This is a genomic window from Nocardiopsis sp. iso_186, from assembly GCF_056173365.1.
This window is the reverse complement of sequence record NZ_CM149670.1, coordinates 4,813,687-4,833,875: the sequence shown is the minus strand read 5'-3', so window position 1 is coordinate 4,833,875 and position 20,189 is coordinate 4,813,687. Positions and strand designations below refer to the sequence as shown.

1 protein-coding gene (running past one end of the window) is annotated in these 20,189 nt (G+C 65.7%); it reads right to left on the bottom strand.

What is annotated here, in order from left to right; translation table 11 throughout:
* On the bottom strand, window positions 1–20,189 hold the 5' end (the start) of the coding sequence (locus AC0VYP_RS21065) for an ADP-ribosyltransferase (RefSeq protein WP_475471420.1). It extends 32,698 nt beyond the left edge of the window; the window shows 20,189 of its 52,887 coding nt (coding positions 1–20,189); the start codon lies at window positions 20,187–20,189; its stop codon lies off the left edge, out of view.

Genomic DNA, 20,189 nt, shown 5'->3' with positions numbered 1-20,189 from the left:
AGGATCTCCACGGCGTCGCCGGTGAAGCGGTGCGGGGTGTCCTCGCCGTCGAACTGGAGGTAGAAGGTTCGGTTGACGTGGTACATCGCGGTGTCGCCCGTTTGGGTGATCTTGCCGGCCGTGCCGCCGCTGGTACGCCCGTCCCCGGTCGTCAGCCTGTTGTCGTAGCGGTAGTCGAAGGTGGGGATGTCCAGCCGGAAGATGTTGTTCACCAGCTGGACGATCAGTCCGCTGCCCAGCCCGAGGGCCCACGACCTGCTGCGCAGGTAGCTGGAGTTGACCTCCTTGGTGGAGGTGGCGGTGTTCTGCAGGTCGAGTTTCGCGGGGGCGTCGGGCAGCCGGTTCAGTTCGGTGGGCACCGACCACATCTTGGCCACGCGCGGATGCCCGGTGTCGTCCCGGAGTTCCAGGTGGACGGGGCCCCTGGTCATGGTGGGGAGGTGGTCGCGCACCGATTCCTCGGACAGCAGTTCGCGGGTCGCCTCGGAGTGGCGGGGGTCGGTCCGGGGGCCGCGCAGGAAACCGGGGATCACCGCGTCCTTGAACCGTTCGAACCGCGTCCGGGGGCGCGGCTGGTTCAGGTGGTCCACCACCCAGTCGGCGAGCCGTGCGCCCCGCGTGCCCCGTCGGCCGTGCCGGATGTCGCCGACACTGGCCGGGTGCCCGCCGCCCAGGCGCATTCCCGGGTTGCCGGTGGCGAACTCGGTTCCGGCCTCCGGCCTGGCCTCGGGGTCGAAGGGATCGCGCAGCAGGATCCGGTCGGGGGCCGCGGAGTCGCGGTCGCCCAGTTCCACGGTCATGGCCAGGCCGTCGGGGACGACCGCGGTCGTCACGTCGTCCAGCGCGGCGGCCTGGTCGTCACCGGCCTGGACGTTGTCCGGCTGGTCGTCGTGCACGGTCAGGGTGATGCGCAGGTCGGTGCCGTAGCCCACTGCCCGCCCGCCGACGACGGCGTCGCTCTTGCCGGCGGTGTCCTGTTTGACGGTCTCGCCGGCCGAGGGCTGGTTGGTCGAGATCTGCGCCATCGGGACGATGGCCGGGCCGATCCGGACGCCGCCGTCCCCCTCGACCAGCAGCGGGTTGATGTAGACCGATCCGCCGAGGCTCCGGCTGGTCTTCTCCCCCATCGTCTCGGAGTGCGACGTTTTTTGTCCGACGGTGTCGCTGTTGAACAGGTCCGGTGTGGAGCGGCCGGAGGAGGGCAGGCTGCCGGTCCGCACCCAGTGGTTCTCGTCGGAGGACAACCGGAGGGTCGCGGTCTGGTCTCCGATGCGGATGGCCTTGCCGCGCTTGCCGAAGAACGGGTACGGGTTCTTCCTGAACTCGGTGCGGAACGTCTCGCGGGCACCGTCGGGCAGGCCGGCCGCGACGTGGTCGAGCACGTGGTCGAAGCCCCGGGTGCCGTCACCCTCCGGGCGCAGCAGGACACGCTGGTGTTCCAGCAGTTCACTGCCCAGGATGTGGTCGAGGCGGCGCGGGTAGGCCCCGGAGTTGACGGCGGCGGCGTCCGCGTCCGAGGGGTCGATGCCCAGCGACTCCAACAGCTGGTCCGCGGCCTCCTCGTCGCGCTGGGTCTGCTGGTGCTCCGCGATGATGGCCGCCTGGCGCGCGGCCAGTCCATTCTGCGCCCGGTTCCGCTCCTCGGACCGACCGTCGTACTCCTGCCTCGCGGTGAGGTGCTCGGCGGTGGCCCGGGCGGCCGCCTCGCGGCGGTCGATCAGTTCTTGCTGGAGCCGGGTCACCAGTTCCTGGGCGGACGCGGCTTCCCCGCGCGCTTCTTCCGCGCGTTCGCGCAGGTCTACGGCTTTCTGTCTGGCGGTCTCGGCCGCGTTGCGCAGGTCCTCGACCCGTTGGGCGCGGGCGGCCTCCTCCCCCTCGGGCACCGGTGCCCGTTCGGCGGCCTCGGCCTGCCGGCGGGCCGCTTCCGCCCGGATTCCGGCGACGTCGCGGGCGTTCTCCAGGGCCGTCGCCTTGGCGGCCTCGTGTTCGGCGCGGATGCGGAGGGCTTCCTCCCGCGCCGCGGTGCGGTCGCGCAGGAGTTCGGCGGTCTGCGCGCGGAGTTCGGCGGCCTTCACGACGGCCTGCTGGTGGAGCACCGTCTCCTGGTAGGCCCTGGAGTACGCCTGCTGGTCCTCGCGTGCGGCGTCCTGCTGCTCCAGCTCCCGGGCCACCAGGTGGGCCTGGGCGCGCGCGTGGTCGCGTGCGGCGCGTTCGGCCGTGTTCCGCGCCCGGTCGAGCTCCTCCTGCACCCGATCGCGGCCGCGCTGCTCGCGCGCGGAGATGTCGGCGACCCGGCGCTCCTCCCGCTGGAGCCGCGTCTGCGCGGTGGCCGCTTCGCGGTTGGCCTCGGCGAGCCGGTCGGTGGCGGCTCGGACCTCTCCCCGGGCCTCTGTCAACCGGGTGCTGGCGTCCCACAGCCTGTCGTAGGCGTCGGCCAGGCCGGGTTCCCGGCTACCGCGCTCGCTCCTGCCGCTCCGGTTCCTGCGGTTGCCCGAGTCAGCGGTGCGGTTCGCGCGTTCGTTCGCGCGCTGGACCGCCTCGGTGCGTTCGGTCCGCCGGGCGATGAGCCGGTCCTCGGCGGCGGCGAGCCGGTCCTCGGTGGCGGCGAGTTCGCTTTCCCGGGTGGAGACCTGGGCGCGCGCGGTGGCCAGCGTGTCCTGCCGCTCGGTGACCCGCAGCCGCGCGGACTCCTCGGCCCGCCGTGCGCGGTCCGCGAACGTCTCCTGGTCGTCGCGGGCCTCGTTCTCCTTCTCCACCGCCTCGTCACGGCGCTTGGCGGTGGCGTCCCGGTGGTGGCGGGCGGCGGTGACCGCTTCCTCGGCCGCCGTGAGCCGGTTCGTTGTCCCAGCCGTCGCGTCCTGGGCGCTCCTCGCGGCGACCTCTCGCTGTCCCACGGTGGTTTCAGCGGTGGCGCGGGCGCTGTCCGCCCGGGCGATCCGCTGGTTGAGGGAGTCAGCCGCTGTCCGGGCCTCGGTGAAACGGGACGTGAACGCTGCTTCCTGCTCGGGGGGCAGGGAGCCTTCGGTGTCGTCCTGGTCGGTCCGCACCATGTTGACGTGGAGGGTGGGGGTGTTCTGCGCTGCCTGGATCGCCGAGTCGGGTTCGGCGTTGGTGGTGTGTGTCTGGGATGCGGTGTGCAGGGCGGCGTCGGCCTGGTTGGCGATGCGTTGCAGTCGTGCGGTTTCCAGGAGGCCGGCCTGTACCTGGGGGTGGGTTTCGGGCCAGTTGTTGCGGACGCGCTGTTCGTGGAGTGCGGTTTCGTGGCGGAAAAGGTCGGCGTGTGCCTGTGCGGCGTCCTGGCGGGCTTGTTCCAGCGGGGCCGGGTCCGGCGCGGGGGGTGTTTGGAGGGTTCCGCCGGTCTGCGTGAACACGGTGTAGATGGAGGGGCCGCCGGCTTGGTTGTGGGTGGGGTTTTCCCCGGTGCCCTGCGAGAAGAGGGCGTTGAACGCGGCGTCCCTGGAACGTTGGGTGTTCCACGAAGCCTTGACCTGGTTGAGGAACGCGGTTTTGTCGTCGGAGCTGTTGAGTAGTTTTTTGCCGGTGCCGTGGAGGTCGGCTCTCGGTTGGAATTTTCTGTTTTTTGCGAGTTGGGGGAGTGTGTTGTCGCGGTAGGCGTCGAGGATGGTCTGGATGGTTTGGTCGGTAACTCTCTTGAGGATGGGTGCGGCGTTTTTGAGTTGTTGGAGTCCGGAAGTGGTTTCGGGGAGTTCGGTGGAGATGGGGAGGAGGGTGTTGATTTGGGGGTCGGTATCGCGTTGGGTGTTCCAGGCGGCGGCGACCTTTGCGAAGAACGCGGTTTTGTCGTCGGAGTTTTGGAGTCTTTTGTTTTTTCCGGTGCCGTGGAGGTCGGCTCTCGGTTGGAATTTCGTGTTTTTTGCGAGTTGGGGGAGTGTGTTGTCGCGGTAGGCGTCGAGGATGGTCTGGATGGTTTGGTCGGTAACTCCCTTGAGGATGGGTGCGGCGTTTTTGAGTTGTTGGAGTCCGGAAGTGGTTTCGGGGAGTTCGGTGGAGATGGGGAGGAGGGTGTTGATTTGGGGGTCGGTATCGCGTTGGGTGTTCCAGGCGGCGGCGACCTGTTTGAGGAACGCGGTTTTGTCGTCGGAGCTGTTGAGTCGTTTTTTTCTTTTGCCGTGGAGGTCGGCTCTCGGTTGGAATTTTCTGTTTTTTGCGAGTTGGGGGAGTGTGTTGTCGTGGTAGGCGTCGAGGATGGTCTGGATGGTTTGGTCGGTGGAGTATTTGAGGATGGGTGCGGCGTTTTTGAGTTGTTGGAATTTGGAAATGTTTTCGGGGATTGTGGCGGGGCCGGTTTGGGCTTGGGTGAGGGGGGTGTTTCCGAGGTTGGGGCCGATGTAAGTGGTGGTGAGGATGTGGTTGGTGGTGGGGTTGTTGGTCCAGGTGGTGAGGAGTGCGCGGGTGAGTCGGGTGCCTGGTTTGGTGGTGTGGGTGCGGGTGTGCCAGGCGTCGTAGACCTGGGTGAGGGTGGGGTTGTGGTCGGTGGCTGCGTGGAGGAGTTGGTGGGCTTGGGTGGTGGTGAGGTGGGGGGGTGCGTTGGGGGTGGTGGTGCGGTGGTCGGGGTTGGCGCCGTGGGTGGTGAGGATGGCTCGGGTGGTGGGGTTGTTTTCCCAGGTGGTGAAGGTTTCTTCGAGCCAGGCGCGTTTGTCGCCGTAGGTGGGGTTGGGGGTGGTCGTCCAGTGGAAGGTGTCGAGGTTTTGTTTTGGCAGGGTGAGGCGGTGGGTGGTGGCGAGGGTGTGGGGGGTGTGGCCTTGGTGGTGGTGTTGGTAGAGGGCCCAGGCGGTGTCGAGGTCGGTGGGGCGGTTGGGGGTCAGGGTGAAGCTGTTTTGGGTGAGGGCGGTGGTTTCGGTGGGGGTGAAGGGGTGGGGTGGTGCGGTGAAGGGGGGTTGGGTGGCGCGGGTTTTGCCCTTGTCGGGGCGCGGGGTGGGGGCGGCGGCCTCGTCGTCGGAGGAGTCGGAGAGGGCGTAGAGGTTGTCGGGGGTGGCTTCGTCGCGGGGTGAGCCGTCGGTGGTGTCGTGGGTGGTGAGTGTGGTGGGGGCGAGGTAGGTGTCGGTGGGGTTGAAGCCGGTGCCGGTGGCGTGGGTGGCCCAGGAGGTGTCGGTGGTGGTGAGGGTGGGGTCGATGCCGAAGCCGGGGTCGAAGCCGGTGTTGAGGTCGGTGGTGATGTCGTGGGCGAGGGTGGCCCAGTCCATGGAGTCGTCGGGGGTGAGCCAGGACATGTCGTCGGTGTCCATGGCGTGGGTGTAGTCGGTGGTGAGTGCGGGGTCGATAGGGGTGTAGTCGGTGGTGGGGCCGGGGTCGTCGGTGAGGAAGGAGGGGCCGGCGAGGTTGTCGTTGGTGGGTGAGGCGAGGTCGAGGGTGTCGGTGTCGTAGTAGTCGGGGTAGCCGTAGGTGCTTTGGGCGGGGTCGGACCAGTCGATGTCCATGTCGTTGGGGTCGGGGGTTCCGGCCATGTTGACGTGGAGGTCGTTGGCGTCTGGGTGGGTGGCCGGTTGGGGAGAGAGGGCGTCCCTCGTAGCGGTCTGGTTGGTGGTTTCCCCGTTGGTGGTGGTCTGGCCGGGTGCGGGTGCGGGTGCGGGTGCGGGTGTGGGTGTGGGTGTGGGGATGAGTGTGGTGGTGGGGGTGTTGTCGGGGGTGTAGGTGCCGCCTTCTTGTCGGTAGGCGGTGTGTGCGGTGTCGAGGTCGTTTTGGGCGGTGCGGGTTTCTGCGGCCGCGCGTTTGGTGATTGTTGTGGCGCGGTTTTGTGCGAGGGGGGTGTCGTTGTGGGCGTCGAGGGTTTCTGCGTGGGCGAGGCGGGTTTGTGCGTGGGCGGCGTCCAGGCGTAGTTGTGCGGCTACGACTTTGGAGCCGAGGTAGCCCAGGTCGGTGTAGAAGAGGCCGCGGTCGATGCGGGTGTTTTCCAGGGTGGTTTCGTAGCGGACCACGGCGAGGTTGGCTGCGGCCACCTCGCGCTGCGCTGCCTCGATGGGGGAGCGGCCGGTGGTGGCGGGGTCGATACCCGGGGTCAGGGTGGGGCCGGTGTGGGTGAGCGCGGTGTAGATGGACGGCCCGGCATAGGTGGCGGAGCTTTCCCCGGTGTCCGGCGAGAGGAGGGCGTCGAGCGCAGGGGGTTTCGCAGGGGTGGGGAGAATGATTTTGAGTGCGGTGTTGGTTTGGCGTTGGGTGTTCCAGGCGGTGGCGACCTGGTGGAGGAATGCTGCTTTTTCGGTGCGCTCGGCGAGGCGTTTTTTGTTTCCTGTTTCGTCGATTCCGGTTCTCGGCTGAAAATTCGAGTCTTCGGCGAGTTGAGCGAGGGTGTTGTTGCGGTAGGCGTCAAGAATTATTTTAACAACTTGTTCGCCAGAACCCCTGAGGATTGAAGTGGCGCTTTTGAGGCGTTCGGTTTCAGGATCGGGCTTAGGAGGCGTGGCGGGGGAGGGGAGGATGGCTTGGAGTGCGGGATCGCTGGCGCGTTGGGCGTTCCAGTTGACGGCGACCTGGTGGAGGAGTGTGGTCCTGTCCTTGGTGTTAAGGATTTCCTTTCTGTGTCCAGTGTTGTAAAGGTCAATCTTTGGGTGGAATTTTTTGTTTTTGACCAGTTCTTTCAGAGTGTTTCTCTGGTAGGAGTCAAGAATATTTTCGATAGACCGGTTGCTGATTTTTTCGAGGATTGGTGCGGAATTTTTAAGTTGTTTTATTTTGTGATTTGAAGATGTCGAGAGTTCGGAAGTGTTGTTCAGTACGGGGGGTGTCGCGGAGTTGGGGAGTATTGTTCTGAGGATAGAATTAGTGGTGCGTTGTTTATTCCAGTCAGTGGCAATCTCGTGGAGAAATTTTACCTTGCTCTCGTAGCTCTCAAAGTATTGTTTTTTGTCGCCAGGAACGTTGCCTGAGTGGAATGTACTATCGTTGGCGAGTTGATTGAGAGTATTATTTTGGTAGGCGCTAAGAATCCTATTGACGCTTTGGTTGCCAAATTCTTTGAGAATTGGGGTGAAGTTTTTTATTTGCTTTATTTTAAAGTTGAGGGCTTTGTCGGGTGAGGGGTTGGTTGGGGCCTGGGTTCGGGGGCGGTGGGTTCGGAGGGTGTTTTCGGGGTTGGGGTTGGTGGTGGTGAGGATGTGGTTGGTGGTGGGGTTGTTGGTCCAGGTGGTGAGGAGTGCGCGGGTGAGTCGGGTGCCTGGTTTGGTGGTGTGGGTGCGGGTGTGCCAGGCGTCGTAGACCTGGGTGAGGGTGGGGTTGTGGTCGGTGGCTGCGTGGAGGAGTTGGTGGGCTTGGGTGGTGGTGAGGTGGGGGGGTGCGTTGGGGGTGGTGGTGCGGTGGTCGGGGTTGGCGCCGTGGGTGGTGAGGATGGCTCGGGTGGTGGGGTTGTTTTCCCAGGTGGTGAAGGTTTCTTCGAGCCAGGCGCGTTTGTCGCCGTAGGTGGGGTTGGGGGTGGTCGTCCAGTGGAAGGTGTCGAGGTTTTGTTTTGGCAGGGTGAGGCGGTGGGTGGTGGCGAGGGTGTGGGGGGTGTGGCCTTGGTGGTGGTGTTGGTAGAGGGCCCAGGCGGTGTCGAGGTCGGTGGGGCGGTTGGGGGTCAGGGTGAAGCTGTTTTGGGTGAGGGCGGTGGTTTCGGTGGGGGTGAAGGGGTGGGGTGGTGCGGTGAAGGGGGGTTGGGTGGCGCGGGTTTTGCCCTTGTCGGGGCGCGGGGTGGGGGCGGCGGCCTCGTCGTCGGAGGAGTCGGAGAGGGCGTAGAGGTTGTCGGGGGTGGCTTCGTTTTCGGTGGGGTCGGTGTCGCGGGGGTTGAGGGTGGTGAAGCCGGTGCCGGTGGCGTGGGTGGCCCAGGCGGTGTCGGTGGTGGTGAGGGTGGGGTCGATGCCGAAGTCGGTGGCGAAGGTGTCCCAGTCCATGGATTGGTCGGTGTCCATGGCGTGGGTGGTGAGCCAGGACATGTCGTCGGTGTCCATGGCCTGGGGTGAGTCCGTGGAGAGGGCCGTGGGGGCGGGATCGGTGGAGGGCTCGGGGTTGATGGGCGTGAAGTCGGTGGTGGGGCCGGGGTCGTCGGTGAGGAAGGAGGGGCCGGCGAGGTTGTCGTTGGTGGGTGAGGCGAGGTCGAGGGTGTCGAGGTCGTAGTAGTCGGGGTAGCCGTAGGTGCTTTGGGCGGGGTCGGACCAGTCGATGTCCATGTCGTTGGGGTCGGGGGTTCCGGCCATGTTGACGTGGAGGTCGTTGGCGCCTGGGTGGGTGGCCGCTTCGGGAGAGAGGGCGTCCCTGGTGGTGGTCTGGCCGGGTGTGGGTGTGGGTGTGGGGATGAGTGTGGTGGTGGGGGTGTTGTCGGGGGTGTAGGTGCCGCCTTCTTGTCGGTAGGCGGTATGTGCGGTGTCGAGGTCGTTTTGTGCGGTGCGGGTTTCTGCGGCCGCGCGTTCGGTGATGGTTGTGGCGCGGTTTTGTGCGAGGGGGGTGTCGTCGCGGGCGTCGAGGGTTTCTGCGTGGGCGAGGCGGGTTTGTGCGTGGGCGGCGTCCAGGCGTAGTTGTGCGGCTACGACCATGGAGCCGAGGTAGCCCAGGTCGGTGTAGAAGAGGCCGCGGTCGATGCGGGTGTTTTCCAGGGTGGTTTCGTAGCGGACCACGGCGAGGTTGGCTGCGGCCACCTCGCGCTGCGCTGCCTCGATGGGGGAACGGCCGGCGGTGGCGGGGGCGGTGGGGTCGATACCCGGGGTCGGGGTGGGGCCGGTGTGGGTGAGCGCGGTGTAGATGGACGGCCCGGCGTAGGTGGCGGAGCTTTCCCCGGTGTCCGGCGAGAGGAGGGCGTCGAGCGCGGCGTCCCTGGAACGTTGGGCATTCCAAAAGGCCTCGACTCGGTCGAGGAAAGCTTTTTTCTCAGTAAAGTTTCTGAGTGTTTTTTTGCTGTTTCTTCTATCGAGTTCGGCGCTTGGTTCGAAACTCCTGTCTTTGGCGAGCTGAGTGAGGGTGCGGTTCCGGTAGGCGTCGAGGATTTTTTGGACTGTTTGGCTTTGGGTGTTTCTGAGGATGGGGGTGGCGCTTTTGAGTTGTTGAATGGTGGTGCTGGTCGTGCTGGAAGCACCGGAGGTTCTGGAAGTTCTGGTGGTGCTGGAGGCGCCGGAGGTTCTGGAAGTCTTGGTAGTGCTGGAGAGCGTGGCAGCGGGGGCAGGCGGGGGGACGTCGAATCCGGGGTTGTTCGCGCGTTGCCCGTACCAGGCGGTTGCGATCTGATTGAGGAATCGTGCTTTATCGGTGGAGCTTTGAAGTTGTTTTTTTGCTCCAGTTCCGTCGAGATCGACTCGTGGTTTGAAGGTTTTGTTTTGGGCGAGTTGAGTGAGGGTCCTGTTCTTGTAGGCGTCGAAAATGATCTGGGCGGTGTGGTCGCTGGTGCTTTTGAGGATTGGTGCGGCGTTTTTGAGTTCCTGGCTGGTGATGCTGGCAGCGGGGGTGGGCGGGGGGGCGTTGAGTTCGGGGTTATTCACGCGTTGGGCGTCCCACGAATCCCTAACTTGATTGAGGAACGCGTTTTTGTCGTCGAAGTTGAGAAGTTGTCTTGTTGCTCCGATTCCATAGAGGTTGACTCGTGGCTGGAAAGTGGTGTCTTGGGCGAGCTGGGTGAGGGTTCCGTTTTTATAGGCGTCGAGGATTTTTTGGACTGTTTGGCTTTTGGTGCTGCTGAGGATGGGGGTGGTGTTTTTGAGTTGTTGGATGGTGGCACTGGGATCGGGGCTGATGTAGGTGGAGCGGAGGGCGCTGGGGCCAGGTTGGGTGAGGTAGGTGCCGGTGGGGTTGCTGCCGAAGTCGGTGCTGGACGGAGGCCAGGTCGTGTACGTGGGGGTGGAGCTGGTGGCGGGGGTCGTCCAGTCCATGGCCTGGTTCAGACCGGTGTATTGGGTGGTGCTGTATTGGGTGGTGCTGTATTGGGTGGTGCTGTATTGGGGGGTGGGGCTGTAGGGGGTGGTTGTTTCCTCAGCGCGGGTGAGGAAGGAGGGGAGGTTGTAGTTCTCGCTGCTAGGTGAGGCGAGGTTGAGGGTGTCGGTGTCGTAGTAGTTGGTGTCGTAGTAGGCGGGGTTGGTCCAGTAGGTGTCGTTGGGGTCGGGGGTTCCGGCCATGTTGACGTGGAGGTCGTTGGCGCCGGTGTGGGTGGCCGGTTGGGGGGTGGTGGTGTCCCCGGTGGTCTGGCTATTGGTGGTTTCCCCGCTGGTGGTTTGGGCGGGTGTGGTGTCGGTGGTTCGGCTGGGTGTGGGGATGAGTGTGGTGGTGGGGGTGTTGTCGGGGGTGTAGGTGCCGCCTTCTTGTCGGTAGGCGGTATGTGCGGTGTCGAGGTCGTTTTGTGCGGTGCGGGTTTCTGCGGCCGCGCGTTCGGTGATGGTTGTGGCGCGGTTTTGTGCGAGGGGGGTGTCGTCGCGGGCGTCGAGGGTTTCTGCGTGGGCGAGGCGGGTTTGTGCGTGGGCGGCGTCCAGGCGTAGTTGTGCGGCTACGACCATGGAGCCGAGGTAGCCCAGGTCGGTGTAGAAGAGGCCGCGGTCGATGCGGGTGTTTTCCAGGGTGGTTTCGTAGCGGACCACGGCGAGGTTGGCTGCGGCCACCTCGCGCTGCGCTGCCTCGATGGGGGAACGGCCGGTGGTGGCGGGGGCGGTGGGGTCGATACCCGGTGTGGGGGTGGGGCCGAGGTCGGGGAGTTGGGTGAGGTGGACCCGGGTAACGCCGTCCGGTGCCGGTGCGGGGGCATCGGACATGTCCTCGTCGGAGCCCGAGTCGTCCATGTCTTCGTCGGAGTCCTCTCGCCGGGGCGATGTGGAGTCCAGGTTCATGGCGTCGCCGAGGCCGAGGGCGTTCGAGGCTATTTGTCGCAGGTAACGGTTGTAGTCCTGTGTGGCGTTTTGGTCCAGAGTGTCCAGAATGTGGTCGATTCCGGCTGTGTGGTTGTTCAGGCCGGGCAGGACGTTCTCTGTTTCCACCTTGTTGGAGAGCGCACGGATAGTGGAGGCCCGCTGGTCGTTTTCCACCGCTTCGTCGAAGGCCCAGCGCAGTTCCTGCGGGGCGTCGCGCGTGGGGGGGTGGGCGAGATGATCGGGCCGGCGGTAGTCGATGCCCATTACCCGGGCCAAGGCGAGTGCGGCCTGGGTCTGGGTGTGGCGATGCTGGCGGGCTTCGGCGAGGCGGCTTTGCGCCTCGAGGTCCGTGGCGCGTTGGTTCGCACTGGTCATGACGCCGGTGATGTAGGCGATCGCGGCGTTGTTGCGCAGGGTGGTGGCGAGGTTGTCCAGTGGTTGTGCCTCGGCTTGGAGGCCGGGGTCTCCGTGTCCGCGGGCGTGCTGGGCCAGGCGCTCGATGGTGGAGGCCTCGCGGTCGGCTTGCAGGGCGCGTTCGTGGGCCGCGCGGATCTGGGGGGAGTCGTGACCGGGGGGCGGTGTGGGCAGCGAGGTGGTGGAGTCGGTGTTGATGTTGAGGACTTGGGCCAGACGCAGCGCGTGGGAGCGGTTCTGCTCGGTGAGCTGGTCGATGGCTTGCAGGGTGCGGTCGCGGGTGTTGCGGGGGGTGCGTGAGGGGCCGGTGGAGCCGGGGACGTGGAGGGTGTCGTTTTGGCGGCGGGTGTGGGCCATGGCTTCGACCAGGTAGGTCTGGGCCATGTCGCGGGCTGTTTCCCGTGCGTCCTGGGCGATGTCGGGGAGGTCTTGGGCGTCGAGGTCGGTGTTTCGTGGGAGGGCGAACCCGGGGGTTTGCGCGGCGTCTGCCAGGGCCTGGATCACCGAGGCGTTGCGGCCGGCTTGCATGGCTTGCTGGTAGGCGTCGTGGACCGCGTTGGGGGCCAGGACCGGAGGTTCCCCGAGGCCGGGGAAGGCGCGACCGGGAATCCGCAGGTTTCGGGCGATTCCCAGAGCTTCCTCTTGGTCGGGGTGCAACTGGTAGGGGTTGCTCTGGCCGACCCGGTCGCGCAGGTCCTGGGCTCGTTCCTGAAGTTGTCGGGCGCGGTCGGTGAGCCAGGCGGCTTCTCGGGGGAAGCCGGTGGCGGTGGCGTTGGCGGCCCAGGTGCGGTATTCGGCGGCGCGGTCGTTGAGCCGGACCGCGGCGTTGAAGTCGTTCATCGCCAGAGGGCGCAGCTCGGGGTGCATCCACCCCAGGGAGGACATGGGCTGCACCGGCAGGGCGGGGGAGCGTTCGGTCCTCATGTCCTGGGCCAGCTCGCGTGCCGCGCGTTCGTAGGCGTCGGTGTCGCGTTGGATCTGCTGGTTCAGGTCGGCTTGCCGGGTGAGCAGGTCCTGGTAGGCGGGGGAGTCGAATCCGCCGTTGACGAACACCAGTTCCGTGATTTCTTCTCCGGCGCGTTCGACCTGCCGGTGCAGGGCGTCGATGGTGTGGCGGGAGCGGGCCAGGAGACGCCCTCGTTCCTCGGCCTGGCGGGCGGTGGGGGGCTCGTATGCCGGGGGCAGGTCCCCGCGCTGGGCCTCGGAGTAGGAAGGTGGCCGGCCCTCGTTGAAAGCGGCCGCGTCCTGGCGTTCTGTTTCCGCTTCTGCCTGTCTGGCTTGTTCTGTCCGTGCCTCGGAGAAGTGGAACCGGGCCTGGTTGATGGCCTGGGTGTCCGGGGGGTTGAGGAACGCGTCGATCGTTTCGGGCGAGGCGATCGGGGCCATGATGTATCGCACGGCCGTGGCGTAGGCGTCGCTCAGGCGACGGGATTGCTGCCACCGTTGCTGGAGGAAGGTCTCTTCGGCGTCGGTGGTGGTGCGGTGCCATTGGTGCAGCTCGTTGCGCTGGCCGAGCGCGGGCAGGGCGAAGGCCACCTCGCGTCGGTGCCCTTCCGCTCCGCCCAGCTGCTGGCGCAGGTTCCGCTCGGCGAGGTAGCGGTCACGGAACGTCCGCGCGGCGTCGATGCTGGTGAGGTCGCCCTCCTGATGCCCGAGGAGTCGAGTCAACGCGGCGAATCGGATCCGGCTGTCGTTGCGCTGCGTCTGGATCTCTCGCTCGAGGTTGGCGGCGCTTTCCTCATGGTCACGGACGTTTGCCTCGATCGCGTCGAGCCTTCTCGTCGCGGTGTCGATCCTTTCGCGGAGTGCGGTTTGCTGCTGGTCGGCCTCCATCGCGGCCCGGGATGCGGATTCCTGGTGGCGGTGGAGTGCGTCGGCGCGTGTCTGGTGAAGCGCGGCTTCCGCGGTCAGAGAACGTGTCTGTGTGCGAAGCCCGTCGTATTCACCCTCGATCTCACGGACTCGTTGCTCCAGGGACTCGACTCGTTGTTCGACCGGGCCGGTTTGTTGTTGGAGCTGTTGGATCTGCTGTTGCTGGAAGGAACGCGCGGTCGGGAAGGCGAACCCAATCTTGCCGAGCTGTCCGTAGGCTCTGTTGAGCTGTTCGGTGAGGGGGGCGAGTTCTTTTCGGGCGGCGGCGAGCTGTTGTTGGGTGTCGGCGAGCCGGACCAGGACCTCGTCGGATCGGGTGTGTGCCTGCTCGGCGTCGTGGCGGATCTCGTCCGCTGTTTGGCGGGCCTGGTCGGCCAGCACGGCGTAGTCGGTCTGGGATTCGGTGTCGGCCTCGCTGCGGTATTCGGGGGGGAGCAGAGCGTCGAGTTCGTCGTAGGCGTCCTCGACGGCGCGCCACTGCTGGTCGAACTCGGCACGCGCGTCTCTGGCCGCGTTCCGTGCGCTCTCGGCCTCGCGTCGAAGATCGCGTTCCAGAGCGTTGTGCTCGCTGAGTTGGTCCCTGACTTCCCGCAGTTGTTCGATCCGTCTGTCCACAGCGGCGGACAGTTCGCGTGCCTGTGGCATTTCGCGCTGCACCAGGCTGGAGGCCATTCTCAGCCCGACCGCTTCGATGCCCAGGGCCGCGACTGCTTCGCGCGAGGCGTTGAATGCGTGGGCGCGCCCGTTCAGCTCCGCTGTCCTGTGGAGGTTTTCGCGGAAATCGGCCAGGGACAGGGTGAGAGCGGAATCACCGGCGGGGGTGTAGGGGTCGAAGCCCAGGGTTTGGGCCGTTTGTTGGGCGTGGTCGAAGTAGCCGCGCAATGGGGCGGAATGGTCGCCGTCGGGGTTGGCGGTGTAGGCCTGGATCGACTCGACCAGGGCCTGGCCGACTTCTTGGCGTGTGGTGGCGGCGGCGGCGAGTTGGGCGAGGTGGGCGGCGTAGTCGCGCAGCATGGCCGCGGCCGCGGTGTGGGCGGGGGCCAGGTGGGGGGAGAGGTCTTGGGGCGGGGTGTTGATGAGGGTGGTGACCTGGGCGAGGAGTTCCTGGCGTGTGGTGGCGCCCTGGGGGCCTAGTGCCTCTGCCTGCTGGAAGTCGCGGATATGCGCGGCGGCGTCGCGCAGCGGGGCGAAGGCCGCACGGTCCTGGTCGGTGAGAAGGCTGGGCGGGCCCCCGGCATCGGTCACGACGGTGGCGACCGTTCCGGCGTCGGAGACCGAAGCATCGGAGTCGGTGCCGTCGGTGCCGATGTTCTGGTAGGCGGTGAGCAGGCCGGCGTTGCGTTGTTGTTCCTCGTCCACGGCGCGCTGCAGGGCCGTCATCTCGCCGGGGGTGCCCTGTTGGGTGGTGGTGAGGTGGTCCAGGAGCGCGCGGCGTCGGGCGAGGGTCTGGTTGCTTTCGGTGAGTTGGCTGTGGGCTTCGCGTTCGGAGGTCTCGGCGTCGGCGGCCAGGGGGGTGAGTTCGGTGACGTCGGGGGTGATGCCCAGCTGGGTGAGGGTGGTGGCGGTCGCGTCGTCGGCGAAGGCGAACTGGAGACCGGCTTCGATATCGCTTTCGTTGGCGGCTTCGATCGCGGTGACGGCCTCGGCGGTGTGGTGTTGGGCTTGTCGCAGGGATTCGGGGGAGTCCGGGAAGGGGGCGGTGGGGCTGAAGCCGCGGCGGGTGAAGGGGGTGGTCGCGTCGCTGCTGCCGTTGCTGTGGGCGCTGTAGGTGTTGTGCAGGTGGGTGATGTGGGTGGTGAGGCGTTGGATTTCGGTGTTCAGCGTGGTTGCGTGGGCGGTTTCTGCGGCGGGAAGGGTGCCGCGCAGGGTTTCCAGACGTGCCCGGTCCTCGTAGGCGGTGGTGAGCTGGTCGAAGATGCGCCTGGCGTTGGGAGTGGCGTTGTGGGTCGGTGTTTGCGCCGGTGATGGCTGGTAGGTGTGCGGGTTGACGTGGAACAGGTCCAGCGCGTTCTGAGCGTGGGTGCGGGCGGTGGCGGTGTGTTGCCGGACGTGGTCGGTGGCGGTACGCGCGTCTTGATAAGAACTCAGGGCTTCGCCCAAACGACCATTGGAGTCGTTGACGGTGAGAGGGAAAGCCGAGATCTGGTCGTCGTCAACGGGACGCCGTCCAGGAGGGGGAACGGTCTGAGACGCATCCCGGAGGGTGGTTTCGGCTTGGTCGGCGATGCGTTGCAGGCGTGCGGTTTCCAGGAGGCCGTCTTGGACCCGGGGGTGGGTTTCGGGCCAGTCGTTGCGAACGCGCTGTTCGTGGAGTTCGGTCTCGTGGCGGAACAGGTCGGCGTTGGCTCGTGCGACCGCTTCGCGTGCCCGCTCGACCGGGGTCGGGGCGGGGCCGGTCTCGGGTGCGGGCCGGCCGAGGGGGGTGAGGCCGAGGTCGGGGAGTTGTGCGGTGTTGACCTGGACGTCGTTGTCGGAGGAGGGGGCCTCGCTCATGGACTCGTCGGAGTCGGAGGTCTCGTCGGAGGATTGGTTTTGGGGTTGTTGGTAGCCCTGGTGGGCGTCGCCCAGGGGGGCGGGTTGCCATCCGGGGGCAGGGGTCCAGCCGGTGGGCACGATCTCGATCTCGACGAACCACAGGGGGCGTGGTTCGCTGCTTTCGCTGGGGAACGCTTCGCGCTGGTAGGCGGCGTGGAAGAGGAGGCTCAAGCCTCGGGGGATGATGAGTTCGCGTTCGTCGTAGCCGTGCCGGGAGTAGGGCATGGCGCTCAGGACGGGCAGGCCCTTGGGTGCGCGTATCACGGCGTAGAGGTCGCGTTCGGCCGGGGAGCTGTTGCCCACGGCGGTGGAGAGGTAGTTGTTGTCGGAGTGGACGGTGCCCACCAGTGCTTGCATGGAGGCGGGGTCGTTGAGGTCTGCGCCCAGGCGTTGGATGAAACCTTCGCGAAGGGCGCGGTGCAAGAGGACGGAGTCGGGGAGCGTGGCTTGGGAGATCGCTGAGTCCAGGCCGGACACCAGCTCCAGGAACAGGTTTTCCTCGCCCCTTTCCACGGTTCCGTCGGTCAGGCCGTCCAGGACCGTCATGTAGTCGTCGCCGGTGTAGCGGGTGACGGCGTCCCTCGCGGTGGGGGACAGACCGGTTGCTTGGGGTTCCAGCGTGGTCATAGCCCAGTTGACGGCGTCGTCGTTGTCGGTGAAGCGCAGGTTGGCGGCCATTCCGACTCCGCCGGGCTCTTCGGTGGTGCCTGTCCAGAGAGGGGCGGGGGCGAGTTGTTCGCGGATGTCGGGGGTGTCCGAGTCGGTGCTCATCGCGTCCGAGTCGGTTTCCTGGTTGGAGGAGTCGCTTCGCAGTGCTTCCTCGGTCAACCACTGGGAGAAGTTGACGTCGGGGGTGTGGGCCATGTTGACGCGCAGGTCGTTGGGGCCGTCGTGCTGGGGTGGTGCGGTGTCGGTGGTGTTGCGGAGGGTGGTTTCGGCTTGGTCGGCGATGCGTTGCAGGCGTGCGGTTTCCAGGAGGCCGTCTTGGACCCGGGGGTGGGTTTCGGGCCAGTCGTTGCGAACGCGCTGTTCGTGGAGTTCGGTCTCGTGGCGGAACAGGTCGGCGTTGGCTCGTGCGACCGCTTCGCGTGCCCGCTCGACCGGGGTCGTGGCGGGGCCGGTCTCGGGTGCGGGCCGGCTGGTTGGGTCGAGGTCGGGGAGTTGTGCGGTGTAGACCTGTGTGCTGCTGTTGTAGTAGGAGTCGTCGCTGTCGGAGTCGTCGTTGTCGGGGGTTTGCTGGTAGCCGGTCTCGGCGTCGCCCAGGGGGCGCGGGCGCCAGTTGCGGTCGGGGCGCCAGCCGGTGGGCACGATCTCGATCTCGACGAACCACAGGGGCATGGTGTCGCCGGATTCGGGTTGGACGGCTTGGCGCTGGTAGGCGGCGTGGACGACGAACGTGTAACTGCGGGTTCCGCCGAACTCGTTCTCCCCGGCCTGGGTTTCCACGAAGGGCATGGTGCTCAGGCCGGGGGCGCCCGCGGGGACGCGGACCATCAGGTAGGCGTCGCGTTCGAGGGGGCTACGGGACCCCATGGTGAGCGACATGTAGGCCGGTTCGGTGTGCACGGTGCCCACCAGCGCGCCGGGGTCGGTCTCGTCCAGGCCCAAGACGTTGAACAGGTAGTCGGAGTTGACGCCGCGTTGGGCCAGGAAGGCTTGGCTGACGGGGACGCGGGTGGTGAGGGCGTCGAGGTTGGCGACGTTGTGGAGATAGCGCGCGCGGTCGTCGGGGGTGCTGTGGGTGGGGGTGCCGCGCAGCAGGCTGTTGATCTGGTCGAAGTCGTCGCGGGCGTAGGCGCGTAGTGACTGGACTTCGTGGGGGGGAGCGACGTCTTGGATGCGTTGGCCCTGGGGGGTGGTTTCCAGGTGTCTGATGGACCAGAAGCCGCCTTCGCTGTTGTCGGCGAAGCGGTGGGCGTGATTCATACCGGAGCCGTAGGGGTGGGACCTCTCGGGCGGGAAGGTGACGGCCGGCGCAGGCGGGGTGAGGGCGGTCCAGGCGTTGTCGGGCACGGGGACGTTGTTGGCGCTGAGGGTGTTGAGGGCGCGGAACAGGTCTCCGTTTTGATGCCAACGGTTCCACTGATGGGTGATGGCCGAGGCGTTTTTCCGGGGGTCCTGGCCGGGTGGGGTGAAGCGCGCGGCGATGTCGTCCAGGGAGACGTTGCTGAAGGAGTGGTCGTAGTAGGCGATGAGCAGGGGGTAGGCGAATCCGCGAACGTTGGGGAGGGTGGCGGGGGAGTTGGCGAGGGCGGCGTCCACGTTGTCCCTGACCTGGGTCGCAACCTGGTGCGGGTGGATGGGGGCGGCGCCGTATCCCATCATGTTGACGCGCAGGTCGTTGGGGCCTGGGTGGGTGGCCGCTTCGGGGGAGAGGGTGTCCCTCGTAGTGGTCGGGTTGGTGGTTTCTGTGGTGGTGGTTTGGGCGGGTGTGGTGTCGGTGGTCTGGCCGGGTGTGGGTGTGGGTGTGGGTGTGGGGATGAGTGTGGTGGTGGGGGTGTTGTCGGGGGTGTAGGTGCCGCCTTCTTGTTGGTAGGCGGTGTGTGCGGTGTCGAGGTCGTTTTGTGCGGTGCGGGTTTCTGCGGCCGCGCGTTCGGTGATGGTTGTGGCGCGGTTTTGTGCGAGGGGGGTGTCGTTGTGGGCGTCGAGGGTTTCGGCTTGGGCGAGGCGGGTTTGTGCGTGGGCGGCGTCCAGGCGTAGTTGTGCGGCTACGACCATGGAGCCGAGGTAGCCCAGGTCGGTGTAGAAGAGGCCGCGGTCGATGCGGGTGTTTTCCAGGGTGGTTTCGTAGCGGACCACGGCGAGGTTGGCTGCGGCCACCTCGCGCTGCGCTGCCTCGATGGGGGAACGGCCGGCGGTGGCGGGGGCGGTGGGGTCGATACCCGGGGTCGGGGTGGGGCCGGTGTGGGTGAGCGCGGTGTAGATGGACGGCCCGGCGTAGGTGGCGGAGCTTTCCCCGGTGTCCGGCGAGAGGAGGGCGTCGAGCGCGGCGTCCCTGGAACGTTGGGCATTCCACGAAGCCTCGACCTGGTCGAGGAGTCTGGTTTTTTCGGTGGAGCTGTGAAGTTGTTTTGGTTTTCTGGAGTTATCGAGGTTGACGTATGGTTGGAAGTTTTTGTCTTTGGCGAGTTGGGTGAGGGTGTTGTTGTTGTAGGCGTCGAGAATTCTTTGAATTGTTCGATCGCCGGAGTGTTTGAGAAGGGGGGTGGCGGTTTTGAGGTACTGGATGGTGGCGGGGGAATTGGAGGCTGTGGTGTAGGTGTTTTGGCGGGGAGTGAAGAGTTCTGGGTTGGTCAAGAGTTGGGCGTCCCACGAAGCCTTGACCTGGTTGATGAATGTGGCTTTTTCGGTGAAGCTTTGAAGTTGTTTTTTCTTTCCGGTGTTGTTGAGATCGGCCTGTGGTTGGAATTTCGCGTTTTTGGCGAGTTGGGTGAGGGTGTTGTTGTTGTAGGCGTCGAGAATGGTCTGGATGGTTCGATCGCTGGAGTGTTTGAGGAGGGGTGCGACGCTCTTGAGTTGTTGGATTTCGTTGGTGGGGGCTGCGGTGAGGGTGTTTTGGGAAGAAGTGAAGTTTTCTAGGCCGACCGGGCGTTGGTTGTTCCAGTCGGTAATGACCTGGTTGAGGAATCTGGTTTTGTCGGCGGAGTTTTCGAGTCGTTTTGTTTTTCCGGTGTTGTTGAGGTCCACTTTCGGGTGGAAGTTTTTGTCTTTGGCGAGTTGGGTGAGGGTGTTGTTGTTGTAGGCGTCGAGAATGGTCTGGATGGTTCGATCGCCGGAGTGTTTGAGGAGGGGTGCGACGCTCTTGAGTTGTTGGATTTCGTTGGTGGGGGCTGCGGTGAGGGTGTTTTGGGAAGAAGTGAAGTTTTCTAGGCCGACCGGGCGTTGGTTGTTCCAGTCGGTAATGACCTGGTTGAGGAATCTGGTTTTGTCGGCGGAGTTTTCGAGTCGTTTTGTTTTTCCGGTGTTGTTGAGGTCCACTTTCGGGTGGAAGTTTTTGTCTTTGGCGAGTTGGGTGAGGGTGTTGTTGTTGTAGGCGTCGAGGATTTTCTGGATGGTTCGATCGCCGGAGTGTTTGAGGAGGGGTGCGACGCTCTTGAGTTGTTGGATTTGCTCGGGGGTGAAGCGGGGGGGTGCGTCGAGGTTGGCGCGGTTCTTGCCCTTGTCGGGGCGCGGGGTTTGAGCGGCGGCCTCGTCGTTTGTGTCGGTGGGGAGGGGCGCCCAGGTGGGGTCGAGGGTGCTGGGGCCAGGTTGGGTGAGGTAGGTGTCGGTGGGGTTGATACCGAAGGTGCTGGCCGGAGGCCAGGTCGTGTGCGTGGAAGTGGAGCTGGTGGTGGGGGCCGTCCAGTCCATGGCCTGGTTCAGGCTGCTGTATTGGGTGGTGCTGTATTGGGTGGGGCTGGAAGGGGTGGTTGTTTCCCCAGCGCGGGTGAGGAAGGAGGGGAGGTTGTAGTTCTCGCTGCTAGGTGAGGCGAGGTTGAGGGTGTCGAGGTCGTAGTAGTTGGTGTCGTAGTAGGCGGGGTCGGTCCAGTAGGTGTCGTTGGGGTCGGGGGTCCCGGCCAT